General features: G+C 53.9%; 18 protein-coding genes. 6 read left to right on the top strand and 12 right to left on the bottom strand.

The window, feature by feature from the left end:
• Positions 1-98 precede the first annotated feature (98 nt).
• The 8 genes from ABJM03_RS03300 to ABJM03_RS03335 all read right to left on the bottom strand — a co-directional run bounded on the left by ABJM03_RS03300 (position 99) and on the right by ABJM03_RS03335 (position 9652).
• Complete coding sequence (locus ABJM03_RS03300) at positions 99-1490, bottom strand: amidase (RefSeq protein ID WP_348415499.1); 1392 nt, start codon at positions 1488-1490, stop codon at positions 99-101.
• A gap of 139 nt (positions 1491-1629) precedes the next feature.
• A complete protein-coding gene (locus tag ABJM03_RS03305; protein ID WP_348415501.1) occupies positions 1630-2913 on the bottom strand; it encodes a TRAP transporter large permease in 1284 nt (427 codons plus the stop codon).
• Between the two features lie 2 nt (positions 2914-2915).
• A complete protein-coding gene (locus ABJM03_RS03310) occupies positions 2916-3446 on the bottom strand; it encodes a TRAP transporter small permease (protein WP_348415503.1) in 531 nt (176 codons plus the stop codon).
• A 59-nt stretch (positions 3447-3505) separates the two neighbouring features.
• Complete coding sequence (locus ABJM03_RS03315) at positions 3506-4564, bottom strand: TRAP transporter substrate-binding protein (protein WP_348415505.1); 1059 nt, start codon at positions 4562-4564, stop codon at positions 3506-3508.
• Positions 4565-4886: 322 nt separating this feature from the next.
• The gene (locus ABJM03_RS03320; RefSeq protein ID WP_348415507.1) at positions 4887-5603 is read right to left on the bottom strand and encodes a sulfite exporter TauE/SafE family protein; all 717 of its coding nucleotides are present in this window, start codon (positions 5601-5603) and stop codon (positions 4887-4889) included.
• 36 nt (positions 5604-5639) lie between these two features.
• The gene (locus tag ABJM03_RS03325; RefSeq protein ID WP_348415509.1) at positions 5640-6668 is read right to left on the bottom strand and encodes a carbon-nitrogen hydrolase family protein; all 1029 of its coding nucleotides are present in this window, start codon (positions 6666-6668) and stop codon (positions 5640-5642) included.
• Between the two features lie 37 nt (positions 6669-6705).
• A complete protein-coding gene (locus ABJM03_RS03330; RefSeq protein WP_348415511.1) occupies positions 6706-8601 on the bottom strand; it encodes a TRAP transporter fused permease subunit in 1896 nt (631 codons plus the stop codon).
• A gap of 28 nt (positions 8602-8629) precedes the next feature.
• On the bottom strand, positions 8630-9652 hold the full coding sequence (locus ABJM03_RS03335) for a TAXI family TRAP transporter solute-binding subunit (RefSeq protein ID WP_348415513.1): 1023 nt from the start codon (positions 9650-9652) through the stop codon (positions 8630-8632).
• A 98-nt stretch (positions 9653-9750) separates the two neighbouring features.
• Between ABJM03_RS03335 and ABJM03_RS03340 the strand changes: the two genes are divergently transcribed.
• Positions 9751-10662, top strand: coding sequence for a LysR family transcriptional regulator (locus tag ABJM03_RS03340; RefSeq protein ID WP_348415515.1), 912 nt, complete (start codon positions 9751-9753; stop codon positions 10660-10662).
• Between the two features lie 46 nt (positions 10663-10708).
• On the opposite strand, the gene ABJM03_RS03345 is transcribed toward ABJM03_RS03340, so the two are convergent.
• Both ABJM03_RS03345 and ABJM03_RS03350 read right to left on the bottom strand, forming a co-directional pair.
• Positions 10709-11311, bottom strand: a complete 603-nt coding sequence (locus tag ABJM03_RS03345; RefSeq protein ID WP_348415516.1) for a glutathione S-transferase N-terminal domain-containing protein — start codon at positions 11309-11311, stop codon at positions 10709-10711.
• Between the two features lie 171 nt (positions 11312-11482).
• Positions 11483-12535, bottom strand: coding sequence for a phenylacetaldoxime dehydratase family protein (locus ABJM03_RS03350; RefSeq protein ID WP_348415518.1), 1053 nt, complete (start codon positions 12533-12535; stop codon positions 11483-11485).
• A 649-nt stretch (positions 12536-13184) separates the two neighbouring features.
• On the opposite strand from ABJM03_RS03350, the gene ABJM03_RS03355 reads away from it, so the two are divergent.
• The 4 genes from ABJM03_RS03355 to tdh all read left to right on the top strand — a co-directional run bounded on the left by ABJM03_RS03355 (position 13185) and on the right by tdh (position 17230).
• A complete protein-coding gene (locus ABJM03_RS03355; protein ID WP_348415520.1) occupies positions 13185-14171 on the top strand; it encodes a putative sulfate exporter family transporter in 987 nt (328 codons plus the stop codon).
• A gap of 174 nt (positions 14172-14345) precedes the next feature.
• The gene (locus ABJM03_RS03360; protein ID WP_348415536.1) at positions 14346-14906 is read left to right on the top strand and encodes an XRE family transcriptional regulator; all 561 of its coding nucleotides are present in this window, start codon (positions 14346-14348) and stop codon (positions 14904-14906) included.
• Between the two features lie 96 nt (positions 14907-15002).
• Entirely contained in the window at positions 15003-16190 is a 1188-nt protein-coding gene (locus tag ABJM03_RS03365) for a glycine C-acetyltransferase (protein WP_348415522.1), read from the top strand.
• Complete coding sequence (tdh, locus tag ABJM03_RS03370; protein WP_348415524.1) at positions 16187-17230, top strand: L-threonine 3-dehydrogenase; 1044 nt, start codon at positions 16187-16189, stop codon at positions 17228-17230. Before ABJM03_RS03365 ends, tdh begins: the two co-directional genes overlap by 4 nt.
• Before the next feature lie 184 nt (positions 17231-17414).
• Here the strand turns inward: tdh and ABJM03_RS03375 are convergent, their stop codons facing one another.
• On the bottom strand, positions 17415-19460 hold the full coding sequence (locus ABJM03_RS03375) for an NADH:flavin oxidoreductase (protein ID WP_348415526.1): 2046 nt from the start codon (positions 19458-19460) through the stop codon (positions 17415-17417).
• On the opposite strand from ABJM03_RS03375, the gene ABJM03_RS03380 reads away from it, so the two are divergent.
• Positions 19383-20171 carry a TetR/AcrR family transcriptional regulator gene (locus tag ABJM03_RS03380; protein WP_348415528.1) on the top strand — a complete coding sequence of 263 codons (789 nt, stop codon included), beginning with the start codon at positions 19383-19385 and terminating at the stop codon, positions 20169-20171. The two genes, ABJM03_RS03375 and ABJM03_RS03380, sit on opposite strands and share 78 nt — an antisense overlap.
• Before the next feature lie 115 nt (positions 20172-20286).
• On the opposite strand, the gene ABJM03_RS03385 is transcribed toward ABJM03_RS03380, so the two are convergent.
• Positions 20287-20661, bottom strand: coding sequence for a Stf0 family sulfotransferase (locus ABJM03_RS03385; protein ID WP_348415530.1), 375 nt, complete (start codon positions 20659-20661; stop codon positions 20287-20289).
• Between the last annotated feature and the right edge of the window lie 313 nt (positions 20662-20974).

A 20974-nucleotide genomic window follows, 5' to 3' on the forward strand; every position in this document is an offset into this window, starting at 1 on the left:
CGGCTTCTAAGTAGGCGGTACTTCACGAATTTGTCAATCTTCAAGATATGGCTCACCTGCGTGCATCTCAGTGTGCGGGGTACGATGCAAAGTCCCAGCTATGTTACGCCCAACTGACGAAGTGCGGTTTCAATCGCAGCAGCGGCGTTCAACGCCAAAGCATCTTGGTGCCGCGGCGCGATGACCTGAATCCCGAATGGCATGCCCTTATGATCGCGGCCTGCCGGGACGGAAACAATGGGGCAACCCATCAACGACAAAGCCCAAGTTACTGCATACCACGCCACATAATCCTCAACGGCTTTGCCATTGATTTCGGAGGGGAAGGGGGCCTCGACGGGAAAGGGAGACACGGCAGTAGACGGGCAAATCAGAATGTCATGCGTATCAAACAGCTTTTGAAACGCCTTAAAGATCGCCGTGTGGGCCGCGCTGGCCTTTGCGGTTTGTGCAAACGTCAAAGTCTCGGCGAGGGCGAGGTTGTGGCGCACGTTATCGCCCAGCTTGTCACGGTCTATATCGGCCAAAGCATGGGCTCTGGCATAGACATCCATGACGCGAATGGTTTTGAAAATCTCGGGTGCGGCTGACAAATCCGGATCGATTGTCTGTGTCTGTGCGAATTCCGACATAAGGGTCGACATCAGCGTGTCGAAGGTATCGCGAATTCCGGTCTCAACCGTGGCCAAGCCAAGATCGGCCGAGACACCAACCTTGAGATCCCCCAGTGCGACGGGAGAGTGTGTTGTTGGTGTCGATAAAGGTGCGGCGCGTGGATCGCCTGACGCATAGCCTTCGATGGCTGCCATACATAGCGCCGCATCAGCAACCGAACGCGCCATGGGACCTTCTGTCCAAAGAGGAGAATGCCCGATGGCCATATCTACACAAGGGACACGCCCCGGTGTTGGGCGCATCCCGACGATGCCACAAAAAGACGCAGGAATGCGCAGGCTGCCCCCGAAGTCCGATCCAATCGCAAGCGGTGCCATGCCGCAGGCCACCGCCACAGCCGACCCTCCAGACGAGCCGCCACTGGTCAGCGCTGTATTGTGGGGGTTGCGTGTGGCACCGAACACTTTGTTAAAAGTATTTGCGCCGGCACCGAATTCAGGGGTGTTGGTTTTTCCAAGTATGATCGCCCCTGCATCGCGCAACCGCTTGATGACCGCAGCATCGAATTCGGGGATATAATCTTTGTAGTGGAGCGATCCGTAGGTTGTGGTGAGACCCTTTGTTTCGATCAAATCCTTGATCAAAACCGGCAAGCCAAAAAGTGGCGGAAGCTCGGGCAGGGTGGGGCGCGCTTTGTCCATCTCAGCGGCCTGTTGTCGCGCAGTGTCGTAACAGGTTGTGACGACTGCATTCACCTCGGGGTTGCGGGCTTCGATCCGCGTGATGCAGCTTTCTAATAATGCGGAAACGCTCAAAGAGCCTTCTTTGATCTGACGGCCTGCATCGACAGCAGATAGATCACATGGGTGTGTCATTGATTTCCTCACGCCACTGGGCAAGCCGCAGTTGTCATTTAATGCATGTTTAGAGATGGGTGTTTGAAAGCGGCCGGCGGCCCGGATTAGCTGCCCAAGTATTCAAAAGGCAAACGATGTTCGGGCCGCCGGCCTGTGGTCATCTAAACCACAATATTGTCGACGGCATGAAGGCGATTGCAAAGCAGATCAAGATCAATGCAACGAAGGCCGGAATGGCGCGTACAGCGATCCGCATGAAGGGTTCGCCACTCACCGCCGAGGCGGCAAATAGGTTGATCCCCACGGGCGGCGTAATGAAACCAACCGACAGCGTAGACACAACAAAAACGCCAAAGTGCACCGGATCAAATCCAAGCTGCTGACCAATCGGGTAGAGGATTGGCATGATCACGAGAATAGCCGCAATAGGCTCTAACAAGCAGCCGATGACCAACAGCATGAGGACAATCAACGCCACCGAGACAACAAAGCTCACCTCGAAAGAGGTGAAGACTTCTACGATTGTGCTGGGCACGCGCAGGATCGCAAGAACTTCGGCGAAGAGGATCGAGAAGGCGATGATCGGTGCCAAGATACCGGTGGTGCGTGATGCGGCTGTGAAGATATCGCCAATCTCGCTGAACTTGATTTCCCGGGCCAGGAAAAGCTCGACCAAGAACACATATCCTACGGCAACTGCCGCGGCCTCGGTGGGTGTGAAGAACCCCCCATAGATGCCGCCCAGAATGACCACAGGCGCACCAAAGCCGTAGCGGGCTTGCCACAGTGCTTTAAGCGCGGTGGCGCCTGAAAAGGCAGTGCGTTCGCTCGCACCCCAAATGCCAAATCGGCACACAAGATAGTTCGCGACGCAAAGGCCAAAGGCAATCATAAACCCGGGCAGAATGCCCGCGACAAACAGATCCCCAACAGAAGTCGCCGTTGCGATACCGTAGATGATGAAGATCAGGCTGGGCGGCACAATAACGCCCAAAATCCCACCCGAAGCCGCAAGAGAGGCCGCATAGCTTGGATCATATCCTTTGCGTTTCAATGCGGGCACCATGATCTTGCCGATGGTGGCAGTGTCCGCCGAGCTGGAGCCGCTGGTCCCGGCAAAAAAGAAACAGCCGAAAATGGTGGCCATGCCCAATCCGCCACGCAACCACCCTACAAGGGCTTCGCCCAAGTTGATCAAATCCCGTGCGATACGCCCGCGCGAAATCACTTCGCCGGCCAGAATAAACAAAGGCATCGCAAGCAACGCCCAGCTGTCGAGGCTGGCAAAAAGGGTCGTGCTGAGGCTGCTAAGGGAATAGGCACCAGTCAGCCCTATCAAGGACAAAGAGCCAACGGCAAGCACGACAAAAAGAGGCAAACCGATGACCAGATGAATGACCATGAGCGAGATAACAATCCCTGCGATTTGTGAATTATCCATGGTTATATTCCTCCGTGGCCAGCGGCTTGTGGGGCCAATGGGCTAAATTGATCCGGTGCAAATCTGCGGCCCAAACGTTGGCATATGCGGATGATCATAAGGCCCCATCCGAGCGGCAGCGCCAATTGGGCCCAAGACAGGTTTACCGGCAGGGCATGCATGCGGATATTTGCCATTTGTTGAATTTGCATCAGCTGGATGGAATAGAAAATGACGGCGATAGACACCGCAACACAGAGCAGATCGATATAGGTTTCGAGGATATTTCGCGCCTTTGTTCCCAGTCGGTTGGGGATCAGATCAATGCGGATATGTTCATCATGACGAAAGGCTTCGGCGGCTGCGAAATAGGCAAAATAGACGAATGCATAGCGCGCGGTCATCTCGCCCCACGTTGTCGAATGTGCAAAAAAGTAACGCATTGCAACTTCACTGATAATGATCAGGAAAAAGTACGCGTAGGCGAGAATGATGAACCATCTAATGAAAGGCCCATCAAAAAATCGCAGTACGCTCCATAACTTGGAATTCATGTTGTCATCTTCTTTTCTGGATGAAGCACCCGGAGAAACCGGGTGCCTGCTGTATTTGGCTAAGCTTGCAGCTCAAGGATTTTATCAAAGGATTCACGGCCAAAGGCATCTTTCAGGCCGTCATATTCGCTGCGCTGGTGGCCCATTGCTTCGATCCAGACATCTTTTTCGCTTTTCTGAAGTTGGGTAACTTCGATGCCGGAATCCTGCCACAGCTTAATCATGGCATCATTGGCTTTCAGCTGCTCTGCGCGCTGGAAGGCATAGCTTTCGCGGCCCGCGCGCATGATGGCTTCCTGAATGTTGACTGGCAAACCGTCGAACCAACGCTTGCTCAGCGTGGTGATGTGGCAGTTGAAGTTCAATTCATACAGTGTCGCGGTTGCGAGTGTTTCGTGGATTTTTGTCGCCGTGAGCGGACCAAGTCCCACGCTCAATGCGTCAGCTGCACCTTGCTGCATGGCTTGGTAGGCTTCGCCCCACGCGATGGACACCGGGCTGGCAGAGGTCAGCTTGAACATTACATCTTCCACGCGCGTGCCGTTGGTCCGTACTTTCAGGCCGGCCAGATCGTCGGGTGTTTTGATGACACGGTCTACCTTTTTGCTGACACCAAGCACGCGGAAACCTGCGTTGGCCCACATGCCGGGCACGACCTGGAAGCCGTTTGACGCGGGCAGAGACAGGAACGCGGAATCGCGGAAGCCTTCCTTTTGGATTGTGTCTTCGAATTGTTCGTTGGAGGCAAAGAGATAGGGGAAATCCAAAATATTATAGACTTCGGAATAGTTCACAAAATTCCCGGTGGAAAGCTGGCAGCCCTGAATGGCACCTGTCAGCACTTTTTGCGGCAACACGTTTTGGCCGCCCAAGCTGCCTGCCTCGTGAATATCAACGAACAATTCGCCTTCGGAATATTCTTCGGCGGCCGCCTTAAACTGGGCCAAGCCGGTGATCATGTATTCTTCGGTGGCGGCACCAAATGTATGCCCGAAGGTCAATGTGTGCTTTGCTGCGGCTGATGCCCGTGTGATCAGTGCAGGTGACGCAACCGCAAGCGTTCCGGCGGCTGTGGTGTGTTTTAGAAATTTCCGTCTTGTGAAGTTGATAGCAGTCATTGCAAGACCCCCTGTTTTGATTTTTTTGCCGCGATCGCATCAACGAGAGCGGCGGTTTACGACTCAAAGCCTTTACTAGGCTCGATGTGTTGTCAAATTTTTTAGAAGAGCATTCTGTATTGCAGAACATTTGCATGACCCTGCTGGCTTCCACTGAAATTAGTGCAAATTTTTTGCACAAATGATCCAGGGTGAAGCGCAGATCAGCAGAGTTGATGCGCGGCGGGCCCTCCTCTTTTTGCTGAAATTGCTAGGGCGGGACGATTTGTTGAAACGGTAAATCGAGCCGGTTGATCGGGTGGGCAATTCCTTGTCATCGGCACTACAACGCGCGCGCGATGCACAAGAGACCGGCGAGAAAAACCAGACCCAAGGCAAACCGCTCGACCAGTTTTGCATTCAGGTGGTTGTGCAAATACTCCCCCAAATATCCGCCAATCAGCGCAGGCACCAAGAGGACAGTGGCTAACAAAAATGAATCCAACCGGATTTGCCCGCTCAGAAATGCAGTGGTGAGCGAAACACATGCAAGAAGCGAAAACGTAGAAATGAGCATCGCGCGGCGCTGCCTTATGGACATCTCTGTTTGGCCCATAAAAAAGATCGTTATGGGCGGTCCGGGCATGCCAACGCTGCTGCTCATCACGCCAGCCAACATGCCACAGGCAACATTCGCCGGCGCCGTAGCGCGGATTTTTATCACTCCCGGAAAAAAGCCGAGAATACTGGCGGCCGCGATCACGCAAAAACCCATGATAAGCAAAACAATGTCGGGATTTGCATAGGTCAGCACGAAAACCCCAAGAGGCGCTGTCAGGATGCCACCAAGTGCCAGTTGCCGCAAAAGGGGCCAATCCAGTTCGGACTTGAACTCAAATGCGGCAGGCACCCCGAGGAAGACTTGGAGCCACAAAACAACAATCACCAATTGCTGTGGCGATAACAGCAACGACAACAAGGGCGCCCCGATCAGTGCAAAGCCAAATCCGGTCAGCCGCCGTGCGGCAGAGGCAATTATAACCACAAGACCTGCGGCCATGATTACACTTATAGGGAGGGACAACAGCACCGGGCTCTACCCTGCCGCTTCTGTCTCGTGGGCAAAGGATGTCTCGTCCTCCTGCGGTGTCCGTTTGCTTCTACCTGAAAGATGCAGCGGCGCTTGTCGTTCGCGGTTTACCTCTACGCGGAAAACATCGTGGCGGTTGTAATAGCCCGCCATATCGTGGTGCTGCTTCAACTCGGTCAGCATGGGAATGTCCACATCGGCAATCACCAGCCCTTCGGTGCCGCACAATGTGCCCCCCAAGGCGGCCCCATCGGGGGCCACAATCATCGACGCTGCACCAACACATTGACGCAGCATCGCCTCCGCTGCGGAATCTCCGTCGCAGATGGCTTGAATGCCAGCATCATCAAGTGCAGCGGAGGACACCACTGTGAACGTCTTGGCCTCAAAGCTATGTGCTGCGGCGCGCACGCGAATGGCTTCGGACAGATCGTAGGGGGCGCCGCCGGCGGGATCGCGGAAGGGCCAAATGGACGGGTAGGAGGCACAGTGGATCTGTTCGCCCTGTGCCATCAAAGCATAGCGCGCCAGCGGGTTACCGTTCTCGCCGCAAATCAGGCCGCCAACACGTCCAAAGGGCAGCTCTTCGACGGTCAGCCCATTGCCGTCGCCACGGCTCCAGACCAGCTTTTCATAGAAGGTCGGCACCAGCTTGCGGTGATGAATGCGAATTTCACCCTCTGCATCAATCAAGATTGCACTGTTCCAAAGGCACCCCTCGGAATAGCTGGCCCGTTCTGAGAACCCCAGCCAGACAGCAATCCGGGCATTGCGCGCAGCATCGCGGATACGTGCAATTTCGGGGCCATCAATGCGCAAAGAAGCCGCTGCAAAGCGCGCGAATTTTGCGTGGGCATCAATGGGGCGCAGGTATGCGTGCCAGATTGGAAAACCGGGCAGAAAGCTCTCTGGGAAGGCGACAAGATCGGCGCCATCTTTGCTGGCAAGATCAATGTAGCGGAGTGTTTTTTGTACACCGGCTTCCACGTCAAAGAAGGTTGATGCGAGATGGACAGCGGCAAGACGAGTGCTCATGAAGAGTAATCCTATAGTTCAGTCAAAAATAAAAAGGTTAGGCGGTCGCTAGGGCTTTGCGACGTCGGCTAAAGATCAGCCAGCCTGTCAAAGCCACAGAGGGGATCAGCCCGACCACAAGCCAGTCGGTCGCCGCATAGCCCAACAGCATCACAGGCCCCGCGATGAAGAACAGGCCGCGCATATTCGGGGTCAAGGTCCGCGATAATGCGCCATAGAGCGCACCTGCACCAAGAATGCTGGCGGCGAGGAAGGCCAGAATGGCGACCCAGCCGTTCAAGGTGAGCGACGCGGGGTCGAGCAAGCTGGGAAAGGAGACGAAAATGAAAGGCAGCAACAGGGCCATAGCGCCAAGCCGCCCTGCCTCAAACGCGGTTGCCAGAAAGCCGGCGTTCGCAATGCGTGCCCCCACCAAAACGCCCACCGCCACAGGGGGGGTGAGGGCGGAAAAGATTGCAAAGTAGAACCCGAACATATTGGCGGCCATTGGTGTGAGCCCCGCGTCAATCAGGCTGGGCACTACGATGATCGCAATAAGCGCGTAGGCTGCGGGGGTAGGCAGGCCCATGCCGACGATCATGCTGACTGCCATGCCGATCAACAGCGTAACCAAGAGGTTTCCAGCACCGAGATCCGCGATTAACGCACCTGCGCTCACCCCAAGGCCGGTGCTGGTGAGTGTTTGCACAACCAATCCAATCGCGGCCAAGACGACCGCCAATTGTGATGCCGTATCTAGGCCCACGCGCAGGCCGTCGCGGAAATTCATCCAGGTCGGGCGCAGAAGCGCAGGCCGAAAAATGGATAGGGCAACAGCCGTGGCAGAGCCCCAAAACCCAGCCATAGAGGGTGAAAACCGCAGCATCAGCAAGGCGATGAGAACGACAAAGGACGCGATGAAGGCAGGGGCAATCCACAAAATCCGCGAAACATCGACCTGTTGTTTGAGGTCGGACAGGCCTTTGTGGCCACCGATCATCGCGTAAAGACTGACCAGAATGGCAAACATATAAAGCAGCCCCGGGATCAACCCCGCCAGCACCACATCAAAATAGGACACCCCAAGGATAACGGCCATCATAAAGGCCCCCAGCCCCATAATAGGCGGCAAAAGCTGACTGCCCGTGGAGGCCATGATTTCAATTGCGGCGGCTTGTTCGCTGGAGAATTTGCTCTTTTTCATCGCGGGGATTGTCATCACGCCGGATAAGGCAATGTTGCTGACGGCTTGCCCCGTGACCATGCCGATAAAGGTGCTGGCCAGCACTGCACTATAAGCCATCCCGCCGCGCAAGCGGTTGCCAATCAAGGCACCGATTTCGCCAAATATTTCGATCACGCCTACAGCGTGCAAAATGCCCCCGTAGATCAACAGCATGAAAATCATATCCGCGGACAAGGGCGCGTATGACATAACACCGCGCGGCCCACCGATGCCTGCAAGGAAGCTGACAGAAACGTTGAACGGCTGCATGCGGGCCTGCAGCGCATCCGGCAAAACATCTCCCCACAGCATATAGGCGGTCATCGTCAGGCAGATGACGGCGATTGCAGCACCCCATTGACGCCAAACCGCCAACAGCACAGAGGCGATCATCACTAACCCCATGTTCAGCGCAGTTGCCGAAACAAAAGGCTGCGTGATCTCAAGTGTTTCGGCGTTCACAAACAGATAGGCTCCGGCGCTGCCCGCTCCGAAAAAGATGAGAACCCCTGAAATTTGATCAATCAAACGGGCCAAACGGGTTTCACGCTCAGCCGCGCGGGAGATCAATCTGATCGCAGCATAGATCAAGACAACTGTCGTAAAGACGCTGTAATGCTGCATCGCGCCAAAGGTGTTGGTCCAGACCGACACCGAGATGTAGGCCAAAAGGCCCAGCCCAACCAAGAGCGACAAACGTTGTAACATCGTGTTTTCAGGTACAGGCATTTGCCGCTCTCCCGTTTCTGGCGTGGCGTTATTCGGATACAAGACCGAATTCACGGTAGGCACGCATCGCACCCGGGTGGATCAGGTCAGGATTGGTGCGGGCGATCTCCGAGATTGTTTCCGGCTCCCAGATTTTCGCGATCGCACTGTATTCACCGATCACGGGGCCTGATTGCAGCCAAAGCTTGGTGAACTCATATGCGGTCTCTTCGGGAAAGCTTGCGTGCGCAGAAATCAGCGCGACATTCCCAAAGCTGGTGACCTTTTCGGTTTGACCTGTGAATGTTCCGGCCTCTACGGTCTGAATCTTGAACGGCGCGCCGGTCGCATCGATGTATTCCTGGATTTTCGCCGGATCTACATCCACATAGTGAAAGGGGCGGCCAGAGCTTTCCAGGGTCTTGAATGGACCGGCCTCAAGCGTGTAGCTGAAATCGAAATTGGAATGCGCGGCCAAGGTCCCAATATCGGAACGACCATCAATCATCGCATCAATATTCTGGCTTGGCCCAAGCGCGTCAAAGGATGCCAGGCCGGATGAAATACCCCAAGCGTCAAGCATCATCTTTTGGTGCATGCCCCATTCATTCTGGGTCAGCAAACCAACTCCGACACGCTTGTCTTCAAAATCCTCGACGCTTTTGATCTCGTCATCAAAAGTCACAAAGAGGTTGGTGGTGTTGCTGAGCGCGCCGATGATTTTAAAGTCGCTCGCGGCCTCCATCGGTTGCGGAAAGAACGGTGCCACGCCGTTCACAGCGGCCCATTCAACGACCATTCCGGAGCCAATCAAAGTGTTTTCCCAAAGGTCGGGTTGCGAGGCAAGGTAGCGGACGTTGTAAGTGAACCCGGGGGTTTCGACGGCCTTGGGCGCGACCTTGTCCGTGAAATCACTCGCGTAGTTTTGCATCGTGGCAATCGCCAAATAGGGGCCGGATCCTGAAGGCGACATGAGCAAATCAATCTCGACAGGATCCGCAGAGGCCGATGTCGTCAAGCCGAGAGTGAGAGCTACGGCAGAGGCTGCGAACTTGTATTTGGGCTGGAGCATGGGAGGTCGTCCTTTGGCTGTCTACGTTTTGAGAAACATATGACTGGCGTGTGAACAGGAAAAGCATATACTTTCTCTTTAACGCATAGGAGAAAACTATGGATGTGAATCTGCGCGCCCTTCGCTACTTTGTCATGACAGCAGAAACAGGCACGATTTCCGAAGCTGCGCTGAAGCTGAATATTTCCCAACCCAGCGTTTCTGCCGCGATTCAAAAGCTTGAGGAAATACACGGTGTGCAGCTGTTTATTCGCGTGCCGACAAAGGGTATTCGTCTAACACCGGACGGGATGCGTTTTCTGGAACGGGCTCGGTTGTTGCTCGCGCAATCTGATGAATTCCAGCACGATGTAAGTGCGATTTCGCAATCTCTGTCAGGCGAGATCACAATAGGGTCCTTCGTGAACCTCACCCCGGCGATTACCGCCGAACTTGTTGGTGCGTTCCACGCTAAGTATCCGGCAATAAATGTGAATATTAAGGATTTGGATCAATTCGATATTTTGCGTGAACTCGACACGGGGCAAATCGAACTTGCGATCACATTTGATCTTGCTCTGCAAACGGGGTTTAGCTCTTCGGTCGTGGCGGCCTTGCATCCGCGCGCGGTCCTGCCACCAGAGGACCCGCTGGCCAATGACGCCCGCGTATCCATTCATGACGTCGCACAGCGCCCCTTTATTTTGATGGATCTGCCACACACGCGTGACTATTTCTTTGGGCTTTTGGCGGATCAAAAAATCGTGCCAAGCGTGGCATTCCGCTGCAAATCTTTTGAAGCTGTGCGCGCGTTTGTTGCAAGCGGCCTTGGCGTTTCGCTTTTGAATATCCAACCCAGAACGGATCAAACATATATCGGGCGCCCCGTTGTTATGCGGCCGATCATTGAACCGCTGCGCCCGCTCAAAGTCACAATATTGAAAAACAACCGGCTGCGAATGCGGCCGGCGTTGAATTTGTTTGTAGACTTCGCAACCTCTCTCATTCCCGCATTGGCGGATCCGCTATAAATAGCGATCAGAGGCGGGCCGACAAAGTGCAGGCCCGCCCTTCGCCTTATGAGCGGGGAATGTCCACAAAGCCATCCAGTGTTTGGACCGCGCTCAGCCACCTATTGATGTTGGGGAAGGGGGCAAGATCCAGCTCGCCTTCATTGGCGACGGCGATGTAAGAGTAACAGGCAACATCTGCCAATGTTGCGCGCGCGCCCACCAACCAGTTGCGGTTGTTCAAATGCTCCTCAATGAGCTTGAAGAGCTTCGCACTCCTGACCTCGGCCGCTTCATAGTCTCCGGCCATTTTAAACAACTTGATCAGCCGCGCCATGTTGGGGCCACGAAACATTTCACCTGCTGCAATCGCGAACCATTCGTGCACTTGCGCCTTCAGCACGGGATCACTGGGCATCCAGCCTTGCTCGGGGGCGTAGGTCTGTTCCAGATACTGAATGATTGCGATTGAATCGCGCACGGTCACATCGCCATCGACTAATGTGGGCACCTGGCCCAAGGGATTGATACCCAAATATTCAGCCCCCTGACGCTGCCCTTCCATTTCCATGACGGCAATGGTGTCAATCTCAATCCCCATTAATGACGCGGCAAGGCGCACACGATGGCAGTGCCCGGATTTCGGGACATCATAAAGTTGGATTGGCATCTTTTTGTTCCTTTTGATTGGTGTTTTGAGGTCTGAAGGCAGGTCTTGATACCCGAGCGAGGAATATCCCGGTCAGTTGGCCATGCCTTTCTGTATGTGTCCCGCTTGAGCTACCTTATCCCAAATATGCTGAGCGCTAAGGCGCGGAAGACAGGGGCAAAACTCAGTTCCCTACTGATCGGCTGCGTTATTGGTGAAGTAGGGCAGCAAACCCGTATCAGGGTGGCAGTTTATGTATTCGAACCTCACGTCCTCGTTCAAAACATAAATCTCGTGGTATGTGAGAAGCTGCAAATTTTCCTGATACTTCTTACGCTCCGCAAGGGCGCGGGTGTAAATCGCCAAATGCGTAGGGTGGTCATGTGCCCATCGCTCCAAATGCCCGTAGGTCAGGAAGATTCCCAGAGAATAAGCTTCTTTTTGAGCGCTCCCATCGGCCTCGAGGCAGGTCACTTGACGCAGGCTGCAACACCCCGTGTCCACGGGGTTTTCGCGCAAATACGCCATGCCTTTATCCAGCTTGGGTTTCAGGTTGGTTTCATAGCTTTCCAGTTGCTCTTCACCGCAATTGGCCCACGTCACGCCAGAGCGAATAACGCAAAGCTGGCTTGGAATGTCTGAGACTTTGATGTGCTTTCCCAGCGTCTCTCTCGCCGGGTTATATTGCAGCTCAACGTTTTGCTTGGGGCTAAAATCATCATGGGCCGATGCGGAAAAACGATCCCGGGCGGCACCCCAATATCCACTCTCGGACATTGGTTCAATTTTGGTCATCGGGCAGGCAGAGACGCCGCGCAGGTATTCTTGAAACAGGTTTGTTTCCCGATAAGGGGGAGGCACGGAAAAGCTTTCGAACCACAATCCGTGGTCGAGGGTCTCGGGGTCCCGAGCGGCCCACCACAGGTCGAATTTTTTCGACCATGCCGTGTATCCATCCTCACCCAGCCAATAGCAAACTGCCATTGCAGTGCTGTAGCCCTGATCGTCCACAAAATCAGCGATGTCGTGGTGCTGGGGCAAGCCCACGTTCGAGAACACATCCTTTAGATAAATGAAAAAAGCCTCGAGGTTTTCTTTGGAGCTTTTTCTGCTCTGAAACCCCAACGTGGCAACGCGGATTGTCGCAACGCCCTCTGGAACGCGGGACGAATAGCGCTGGATCACAGGCGTATGGTTGGTTGGCTTTTTCATGGGGAAAGTGCGCGGCATGTCGAGCTGTGTCATTGGGCCTCTCATGATAACTGCTTCCCACTTCACGTTAACCTGCTTCAGGTATAGAAAGAAGCATATAAATACTGTATGCAGAATAGGTAAAACCTATACTTGCTTTTGTTGCGTTATCGCATCTGCAGGCGTCGCAGGTATGATCCCCGGCGGTACTGCCAAAGTACCCATGGATGCCATGTATCACTCTGTTTAATTTATAAAAATTCCTAAGGCCTATTTATGTAACAAGGCCGTGGGCCAATTCAGGCATTTAAAAATCTTCAGAAGGTCGACGGGTGATATTGACTTTTTTAGAATACTATTCCACATTGTGGAAAATATCAACCCCGCTCACGTAGAGGATTCACAATGACACTGCTAGGATGCCTGTCGGCCTTCGTAATCATACTGGTTGTGGCGGTTTCTGTAGTTTCTGTCGGCATCTTGGTGTTGCTGTGAGGGAGCAGCCTCTCTTCTGTGCTGGGGCAATTGCACAGGTCAGCTATTTGAGTGCCGGCGGGAGCAGAACGGATGAATTACAGGAAATTCTGAAGCGCAGAACGTCCCACGAAGATCATGTTCTGAATGAGGATGCTGCGTTTTTATATTTCAACTGCCAGCCCTGTTTCGGGCTGTTCCCTCACTTTGAAAATAGTCAGGTCTGATCATGGCAAAATACCGGCAAGCCGCGCACCTCATGCCGGGGGTGTTGATCTGTTTAATCGTAGCAACAGCAGCACGGTTTCTTTCAGATCACTACGCTGCGCCAACTATGCTGTTTGCGCTTCTTCTGGGGTTGAGCCTGCATTTTCTGGTGGACGATGAAAAAGCTGCACCGGGAATAAGGTTCGCCGCGGCGGATCTGTTGAAATTGGGCGTTGCGCTATTGGGGCTCAGAATTACGTTGGCTGACATCGGCGATTTGGGGGTTCAAACCATTGGCCTCGTTATTGGTGGTGTCGCCTTTACCGTATCTATCGGGATCGCTATCTCGTTTTTGTTCGGAAAGAACATCAAGTTTGGCGTGTTGTCCGGCGGCGCTGTTGGCATCTGCGGGGCTTCGGCGGCTTTAGCCATTTCAGCTGTGTTGCCCGCATCCGAGACAAGGGAGCGCGACACGGCTTTTATCGTGGTCGCGGTTACAACGCTCTCTACAATTGCGATGATTGTCTATCCGATTTTGGGGCAGGCTTTGGGATTGGATGATCAGCACATTGGCGTGCTTTTGGGGTTAACAATTCACGATGTTGCGCAGGTTGTCGGAGCAGGTTTTTCCGTTTCAGAAGAAGCGGGCAGCACCGCAACCCTCATTAAATTATTTCGCGTATCACTTCTTGTTCCGATTATTATTATGATCTCATTCGGGTTTCGCCGCCAAGCCAAGCAAGGCAACCGCAGTGGTGTGCCCTGGTTCGTCTATGGGTTTGCAATTGCGATTGTGATCAACAGTCTAGGTATCCTCCCCGAGCCGATCCGGGCGTTGTTTGCAGCACTCTCAACATGGTTGTTGGTGATAGGTATTGTCGGGATCGGGATGAAAACCTCACTGAAAAGCTTGGGACACGTCGGGGGCGCCGCGCTCTGTATTGTTTGTCTGGAAACGGTCCTGCTTTTTGCAGTGGCGGCGGTCATCCTTGTGTTTTCGCAGCCCTAAACGGCTGACGTCCTATCGTTAGGTGATCTGCATCCCGAACCTGCTCGAAGTTTTCTAAAGCAATTCGCCTGCGTTGGCATCTGTCGGCGCGGGCGGAGCATGATTTCGGAAAAGAACTGGTTTCCGAGTGTGTTCCACCTTGCAGCGCATGCCTGCAATTCTGTATTATCCGTTATTATGGAAAACACCGACGCAATACTATCCCTCCTCCCAGCCAGACTAAAGGATGCCCGCCGCGCCAAGGGGCTGTCTCTTGATGCTGTGGCTAAGCTGTCTGGCGTATCACGCAGTATGGTCAGCCAAATCGAACGCGGTGAATCTTCGCCAACAATTTCAACGCTATGGAATTTAACAAAGGCGCTTCAGGTAGATTTCGCAGGGCTTCTGGAGGACGATCATGACAGCCGTGTTGAGGTCCTTCGCAGCGGGAATGTCCCTACAATTGAAAACCACGGAACGGGGTGTTCGATCCGTATTCTTTCGCCGCCAGAGGAAGCGGGGCGGCACGAGGTATACGACCTGCAATTTAGCCAAGACGGTGTCTTGGCAAGTCTACCTCATGCGCAAGGCGCGCGGGAGCATCTGACAGTCATTGAAGGGCAGCTCACCGTTTCTAGTGGTGATGCGGTTGAGCAATTGTCCACGGGCGATACAGCGCGCTACGCAGCAGATGTTCCTCATAAAATTAACGCTGATGGGCCCGCACGGGCGTTTTTGGTGGTGCATGGCGCATAAGAAAATCCGCCATCACGGATTATTGTTCGATTTAACGTAATTCCGCTATTGCGGAATCATTTCCATTATGACATCTTTCCGGAAACGGAGGGTGTTATGACGACCGCATTTCTAAATCACATCACAAATACGCTTGCCCAGATTGACGCAGAAGGGATGACCAAACGCGAACGGCTCATAACGTCCCCGCAGTCGGGGAAAATCACAGCAAACGGCAAGCCCGTCATCAACCTATGCGCCAATAACTACCTTGGACTGGCGGATCACCCTGATCTGATAGCCGCAGCCAGTGATGTTATGGGCACCAAGGGGTTCGGCATGGCCTCGGTCCGGTTCATTTGCGGTACCCAAGACCTGCACCGTGAGTTGGAACAGCGCCTGGCACGTTTCCTGGGCAAGGATGACGCCATCCTGTTTGCCGCATGTTTTGATGCAAACGGCGGTCTGTTCGAGCCACTTTTGGGCCCCGAGGACGCGATTATTTCGGATGCGTTGAACCACGCCTCAATCATCGATGGCATTCGGTTGTGCAAAGCAAAACGCTACCGCTATGCGAACTCTGACATGGCCGATCTTGAGGCCCAGCTGAAGGCGGCAAAAGCGGCAGGCGCGCGGTTCATCATGATCGCGACGGACGGCGTGTTCAGCATGGATGGGTATCTGGCCAACCTGCCTGAGATCACACAACTGGCCGAAAAATACGACGCTCTTGTTATGGTCGATGATTGCCATTCCACCGGCTTTATGGGGCCACAGGGCAAAGGCACGCCCGCGCATTTCGATGTGGATGTCGATATCTTGACGGGGACTCTTGGCAAGGCGCTTGGGGGCGCAATCGGTGGGTATATTGCGGGGCCTCAGCCGGTGATTGACCTGTTGCGGCAACGTGCACGGCCTTACCTTTTCTCGAACTCCTTACCGCCCTCCATTGTGGCCGCCGGGATTGAGGCCATTCGCTTGGTCGAGCAAGGCGATGCCCTGCGTGCGCAATTGTTTGAAAATGCCGCCTATTGGCGTGCGGGGCTGACCAAACTGGGGTTCGATTTGTTGCCCGGCGAACACCCGATCATTCCCGTCATGCTTGGCGAAGCCCAAGTCGCCCAAGACATGGCCGCGCGCCTGTTTGACGAAGGCGTCTATGTCAGCGGCTTCTTTTTCCCTGTCGTTCCACGCGGCCAAGCCCGTATTCGCACCCAGATGAACGCCTCCCTGACGCAAGATGACCTCGATCGCGCTCTGACCGCGTTCGAGATCGCAGGTAAGGCCGTTGGAGTGATCAAATGAACAATGAAATGAAAGCACTGGTCAAAGCATATGCGCGCGAAGGGCTTTGGATGCAGACCGCTCCTGTGCCCGAAGTGGGGCCGGATGATGTGCTGATCCGCATAAATAAAACAGGCATTTGCGGCACTGACATTCACATCTGGAATTGGGATGAGTGGGCGCAAAAGACAGTCCCTGTTCCCCTAATTACAGGTCACGAATTTGCTGGCGAAATTGTTGAACTGGGCCGGAATGTAGAGGGCCTCACCTTGGGCCAACGGTGTAGCGGCGAAGGGCATTTGATTGGGAAACAGTCGCGCCAAAGCCGCGCGGGTAAGTTCCACCTCGACCCTGAAACACGCGGGATTGGCGTGAACAAGCAAGGCGCGTTTGCCCAATATCTTTGCCTGCCAGCGTTCAACGTAGTGCCTTTGCCTGACGACATAAGCGATGATATCGGCGCGATCCTCGATCCGTTGGGGAACGCTGTTCACACGGCGCTTTCCTTTGATCTGGTGGGGGAGGATGTGTTGATCACGGGCGCAGGTCCTATCGGGATCATGGCGGCCGCTGTCGCGCGCCACGCGGGGGCCCGCAATGTGGTGATCACCGATATCAATCAAGACCGGCTTGATCTGGCGGCACGGGTTGCAGATGTCGTTCCGGTCAATGTGACCAAGGAGGATCTGGCCGATGTTCAGGCGCAGCTGAAGATCAGGCAAGGGTTTGATGTCGGGTTGGAAATGTCGGGTAATCAGATCGCACTTGATCAGATGGTCGAGGCGATGGTGATGGGCGGTCGCATCGCGCTGTTGGGGATTCCGCCGGGTAAAAGCCCCGTTGATTGGAGCCGGATCGTGTTCAAAGCAATCACGATAAAGGGCATCTACGGGCGTGAAATTTTCGAGACCTGGTACAAGATGATCGCCATGTTGCAAAACGGGTTAGATGTATCTGGCGTCATCACCCACCGCTTCGGAGCTCAGGACTACGCCAAAGGCTTCGCCGCTATGAAGTCGGGGCAATCAGGGAAGGTCGTGCTGGATTGGAGTGCCCTTTGATTTGTAACCGCCTTACTTGGTGGTTTTTGAGCCAAGGATAGGCGGATATGAACGCGGGCCTCCGATTTGCAGATGAGTTCAATCAGAGCGCTGTAGCCAGCAATGCACGAGAGGGGCAATCTGCACGGTGATCTGCTGGATCAAGGTGATGTCGGGTTTCATTATTCAAACCAGAAATAACCTTCTACAGATCCTTTACCAATCTAAGCGCATCGTAGATCGCGGCGTGTGTGTTGCGTGCTGATACGGCGTCGCCAATGCGGAAAAGCTGGAACGTTCCTGCCTCATTGCGTATGTGAGTTTGCGGTTTGCCAGAGATTAACGCCTCATGATCCACCGCGCCTCCATTCGAGCTGTGCGGTTTGAGATCGAAATAAAGATCGTCCAGAGGTAAGGTGCCATAGTTCACAACGACCTGATCATATTCTTTCGTATCGATATGATCACTATAATCCGTGCCAATGGTCGCGGTCAGCTTGTTGCCGCTACGCTCAACGTCCAATAACCGGCGGGTCACCGTGAAAGTGACGTCTTTGTCCTGCAATGATCGCATATAGGGCACCAGATTCATCGCCATGACGTCGGGCGCAAACGTGCGGTCAGGGGTCATGATTTCAACGGTTGATCCAGCTGCCGCTGCGATTTCTGCGGCTTGCAAAGCGGGATGATCCCCGCTTTCGTCATAGATCAGTATATTTTGCGCGGGCTTTACGTCACCGGCGATAATATCCCACGAGGTGACAACATGCGATGCTTCGCGCCCGGACTCAAACAGCTCTGTGTTTGGCAAGCCACCTGTCGCCACGATCACCACATCAGGGTTCAAAGCGGTGACATCTTCCGCTTCGGCCCATGTATTGAAATGGAAGACAACATCGCGCGCGGCACATTGGGACATGCGCCAATCAATGATTGAAATCATCTCGCGGCGACGGGGGCTTTGGGCAGTGAGGCGGACTTGACCGCCGGGGTCCGGTTGCGCCTCAAACACAACAACATCGTGGCCGCGTTCGGCAGCGACACGTGCGGCTTCAAGGCCGGCGGGGCCTGCGCCGACAATAACAACTTTGCGTTTGACCTTGGCCACTGGGATGGTGTGCGGCATTGTCAATTCGCGGCCCGTTGCAGCATTATGAATGCAAAGCGCATCACCAGCTTGATAGATACGATCAAGGCAATAGGTCGCGCCGACACAAGGGCGAATGTCGTCTTCGCGACCATCCATGATTTTTTGGACAACATGCGGGTCCGCCATGTGGGCCCGGGTCATGCCAACCATGTCGAGCAACCCTGCATCAATCGCATGACGCGCCGTCGCAACATCTGGAATTTTAGCGGCATGGAATGTGGGCATACCGGTAAGTTTTTTAACCTGACCCGCGAAATCAAGATGTGGAGCGTTTGCCATGCCCTGCACCGGAATGAGGTCGGTCATCGCGGGGTCGGTATGGATGCGCCCTCTTATGACATTCAGAAAATCAAGCTGACCCGTCGCAGCAAGTTTCTCGGAAATCTTTAGGCCATCCTCTGCTGTGATGCCGCCTTTTTGGGCTTCGTCTGCGGTATAGCGGAAACCGACGATAAACTCTGTACCGACGCGTTTGCGAATTGCATCAAGCACATCAAGAGGGAACCGCATCCGGTTTTCAAGCGTATCGGCACCATACGGTCCGACCAGATCATTTGATAGCGGCGACCAGAATTGATCAAGCAGGTGCCCGTAAACCTGAAGCTCGATCCCGTCCATCCCGCCGGCTTTCATGCGCTCGGCGGCGTCGGCAAAGTCGTTAATTATCCGGTCGATATCCCAATCTTCGATCAACTTGGGGAAGGCGCGATGTGCAGGCTCGCGATGCTTGGACGAGGAAACAGAAGGCAACCAGTTGCCCTTGTTCCATGTTGTGCGTCGACCAAGGTGCGTCAGTTGGATCATGACCGCACAGCCGTGCTCATGGCAGCCGTCAGTCAGGTTTTGAATCCACGGCACAACTTCGTCTTTGTAGGCGAGGATATTGTTGAAAACTGGGGGGCTGTCCTTTGACACCGCCGCTGATCCCGCTGTCATGGTGAGCGCGACACCCGCTTTTGCCCGTTCTTCGTGATAGGCGCGATAACGTTCTTTCGGCATCCCGTCTTCTGGGTAAGCTGGTTCATGACTGGTGGTCATGATCCGGTTTTTCAAAGTCAGATGTTTCAATTGGTATGGCTGAAGCAGCGGATCTTTAGTCATCTCGTCCATCTCACAGTTGCCTTGACACATGTGTCGTCTTTGCACTCTGGCGCTCAATTGACATATGTGTCAAGTTTTACTAACCTAAAAATCATGAAGTCCCCCCCCTCACGCCAACGCGGATCAAAAGAGCTTTGGCTTAACGCTGCATATGAGTTGCTCATTGCAGAGGGCATTGATGCTGTAAAAATCATGCCCTTGGCCAAAGTGCTCAATCTATCCCGTACCGGGTTTTATTGGTTCTTCGAAGATATTGCCGAACTTCACAGCGCATTGGTCCAGCGCTGGGAAAGTAAGAATACCGGTCACCTCATTCAGCAATGCAATTTGGAGGCTTCAAATATCTGCGAAGCTCTTTTCAATCTGATGGATTGCTGGCTTGACCCTACGCTTTTTGACGCTCCCTTTGATCTTGCGATACGGAACTGGGCGCGGGTGGATACCGACCTTGAGCAGCGCATTCAGGATGCTGACAGGCGGCGGATATCTGCGGTGACTCGTATGTATGAACGGCATGCATTTTCCAAAGAACAAGCCGAGGTGCGCGGCCTGACGGTTATCTATACACAGATCGGCTATTTCTCGATGCAGGTCACAGAGAACTCAGCGGAGCGATTGGCAAGGGTTCAACACTACGTCGAGTTATTTGCAGGCGTTTCACCATCGCAAAAAGACATTGATGCATTTTTGAGCCGTCATGCGACCAGCTAAACAAAAGCAGGCCGCGCTAAATTAAAACAGACGAAGCTGCCGCTTTCTGGTGTGAGGGCAGGGGCGTCAGGGACCCCCGAGGACGGACACTCGGTGGCTTCCCTGCGCCAATGGTTTATATCGCTGTGGGCAATGGTGTTTTTGCCAATTGTTCCAACGTAAAGGCGCGTTGATCCTCTACCTCTTTCAAGAAATCCAAACTTTCTTCACGGAAGCGCTCAGCGAAAATCTTGTTCTTTGGTGTTCCGATTTTTTTGTGCTTCAGGGAAGCATCTTCCTCCTTTTGAGGAGGCAGTACAGTGTTCCCTTTAAACACGTTCAACACAGATTCCATATTAAGCTTGGAAAGGCGTTCGTAGCTTAAGCGCACTGGCGTGACTCCGAATTTCTTAAAGAATTTCTCGGATACGCCCTCTGACGCTAGCAGGTGCCTAGTCCACTTATGAATCGCCGCATGGTCATACTCGAACGCTTCATCTGATTTTTTCACGTCTTCGTCCGTGCTGTTTGTTGAATTGCTGAGCCGCATTAAATCTATCACCTGAGATCGTTAGAAACCGACACTGGCTATGATCGTTAACCGACAGGCCTGCACTCCCCAACCGACAGTGTTCATCAGGTTGAAGGTGCCTTTAACCCACTTTAATCGAGGGGAGCAAAGCGGGGAACCGCGGAGACTGAGCTACCCCCCGAAATTCGGACACTGACGTAAGCTGCGATTTGTAGTCTGCTGATCTTCAACACGAAGGAGATCAGGAATGTCGAAACGGAAGCAACATCATCCAGAATTCAAGGCCAAGGTG

The organism is Sulfitobacter sp. (assembly GCF_039977885.1).
Lineage (GTDB): Bacteria > Pseudomonadota > Alphaproteobacteria > Rhodobacterales > Rhodobacteraceae > Sulfitobacter.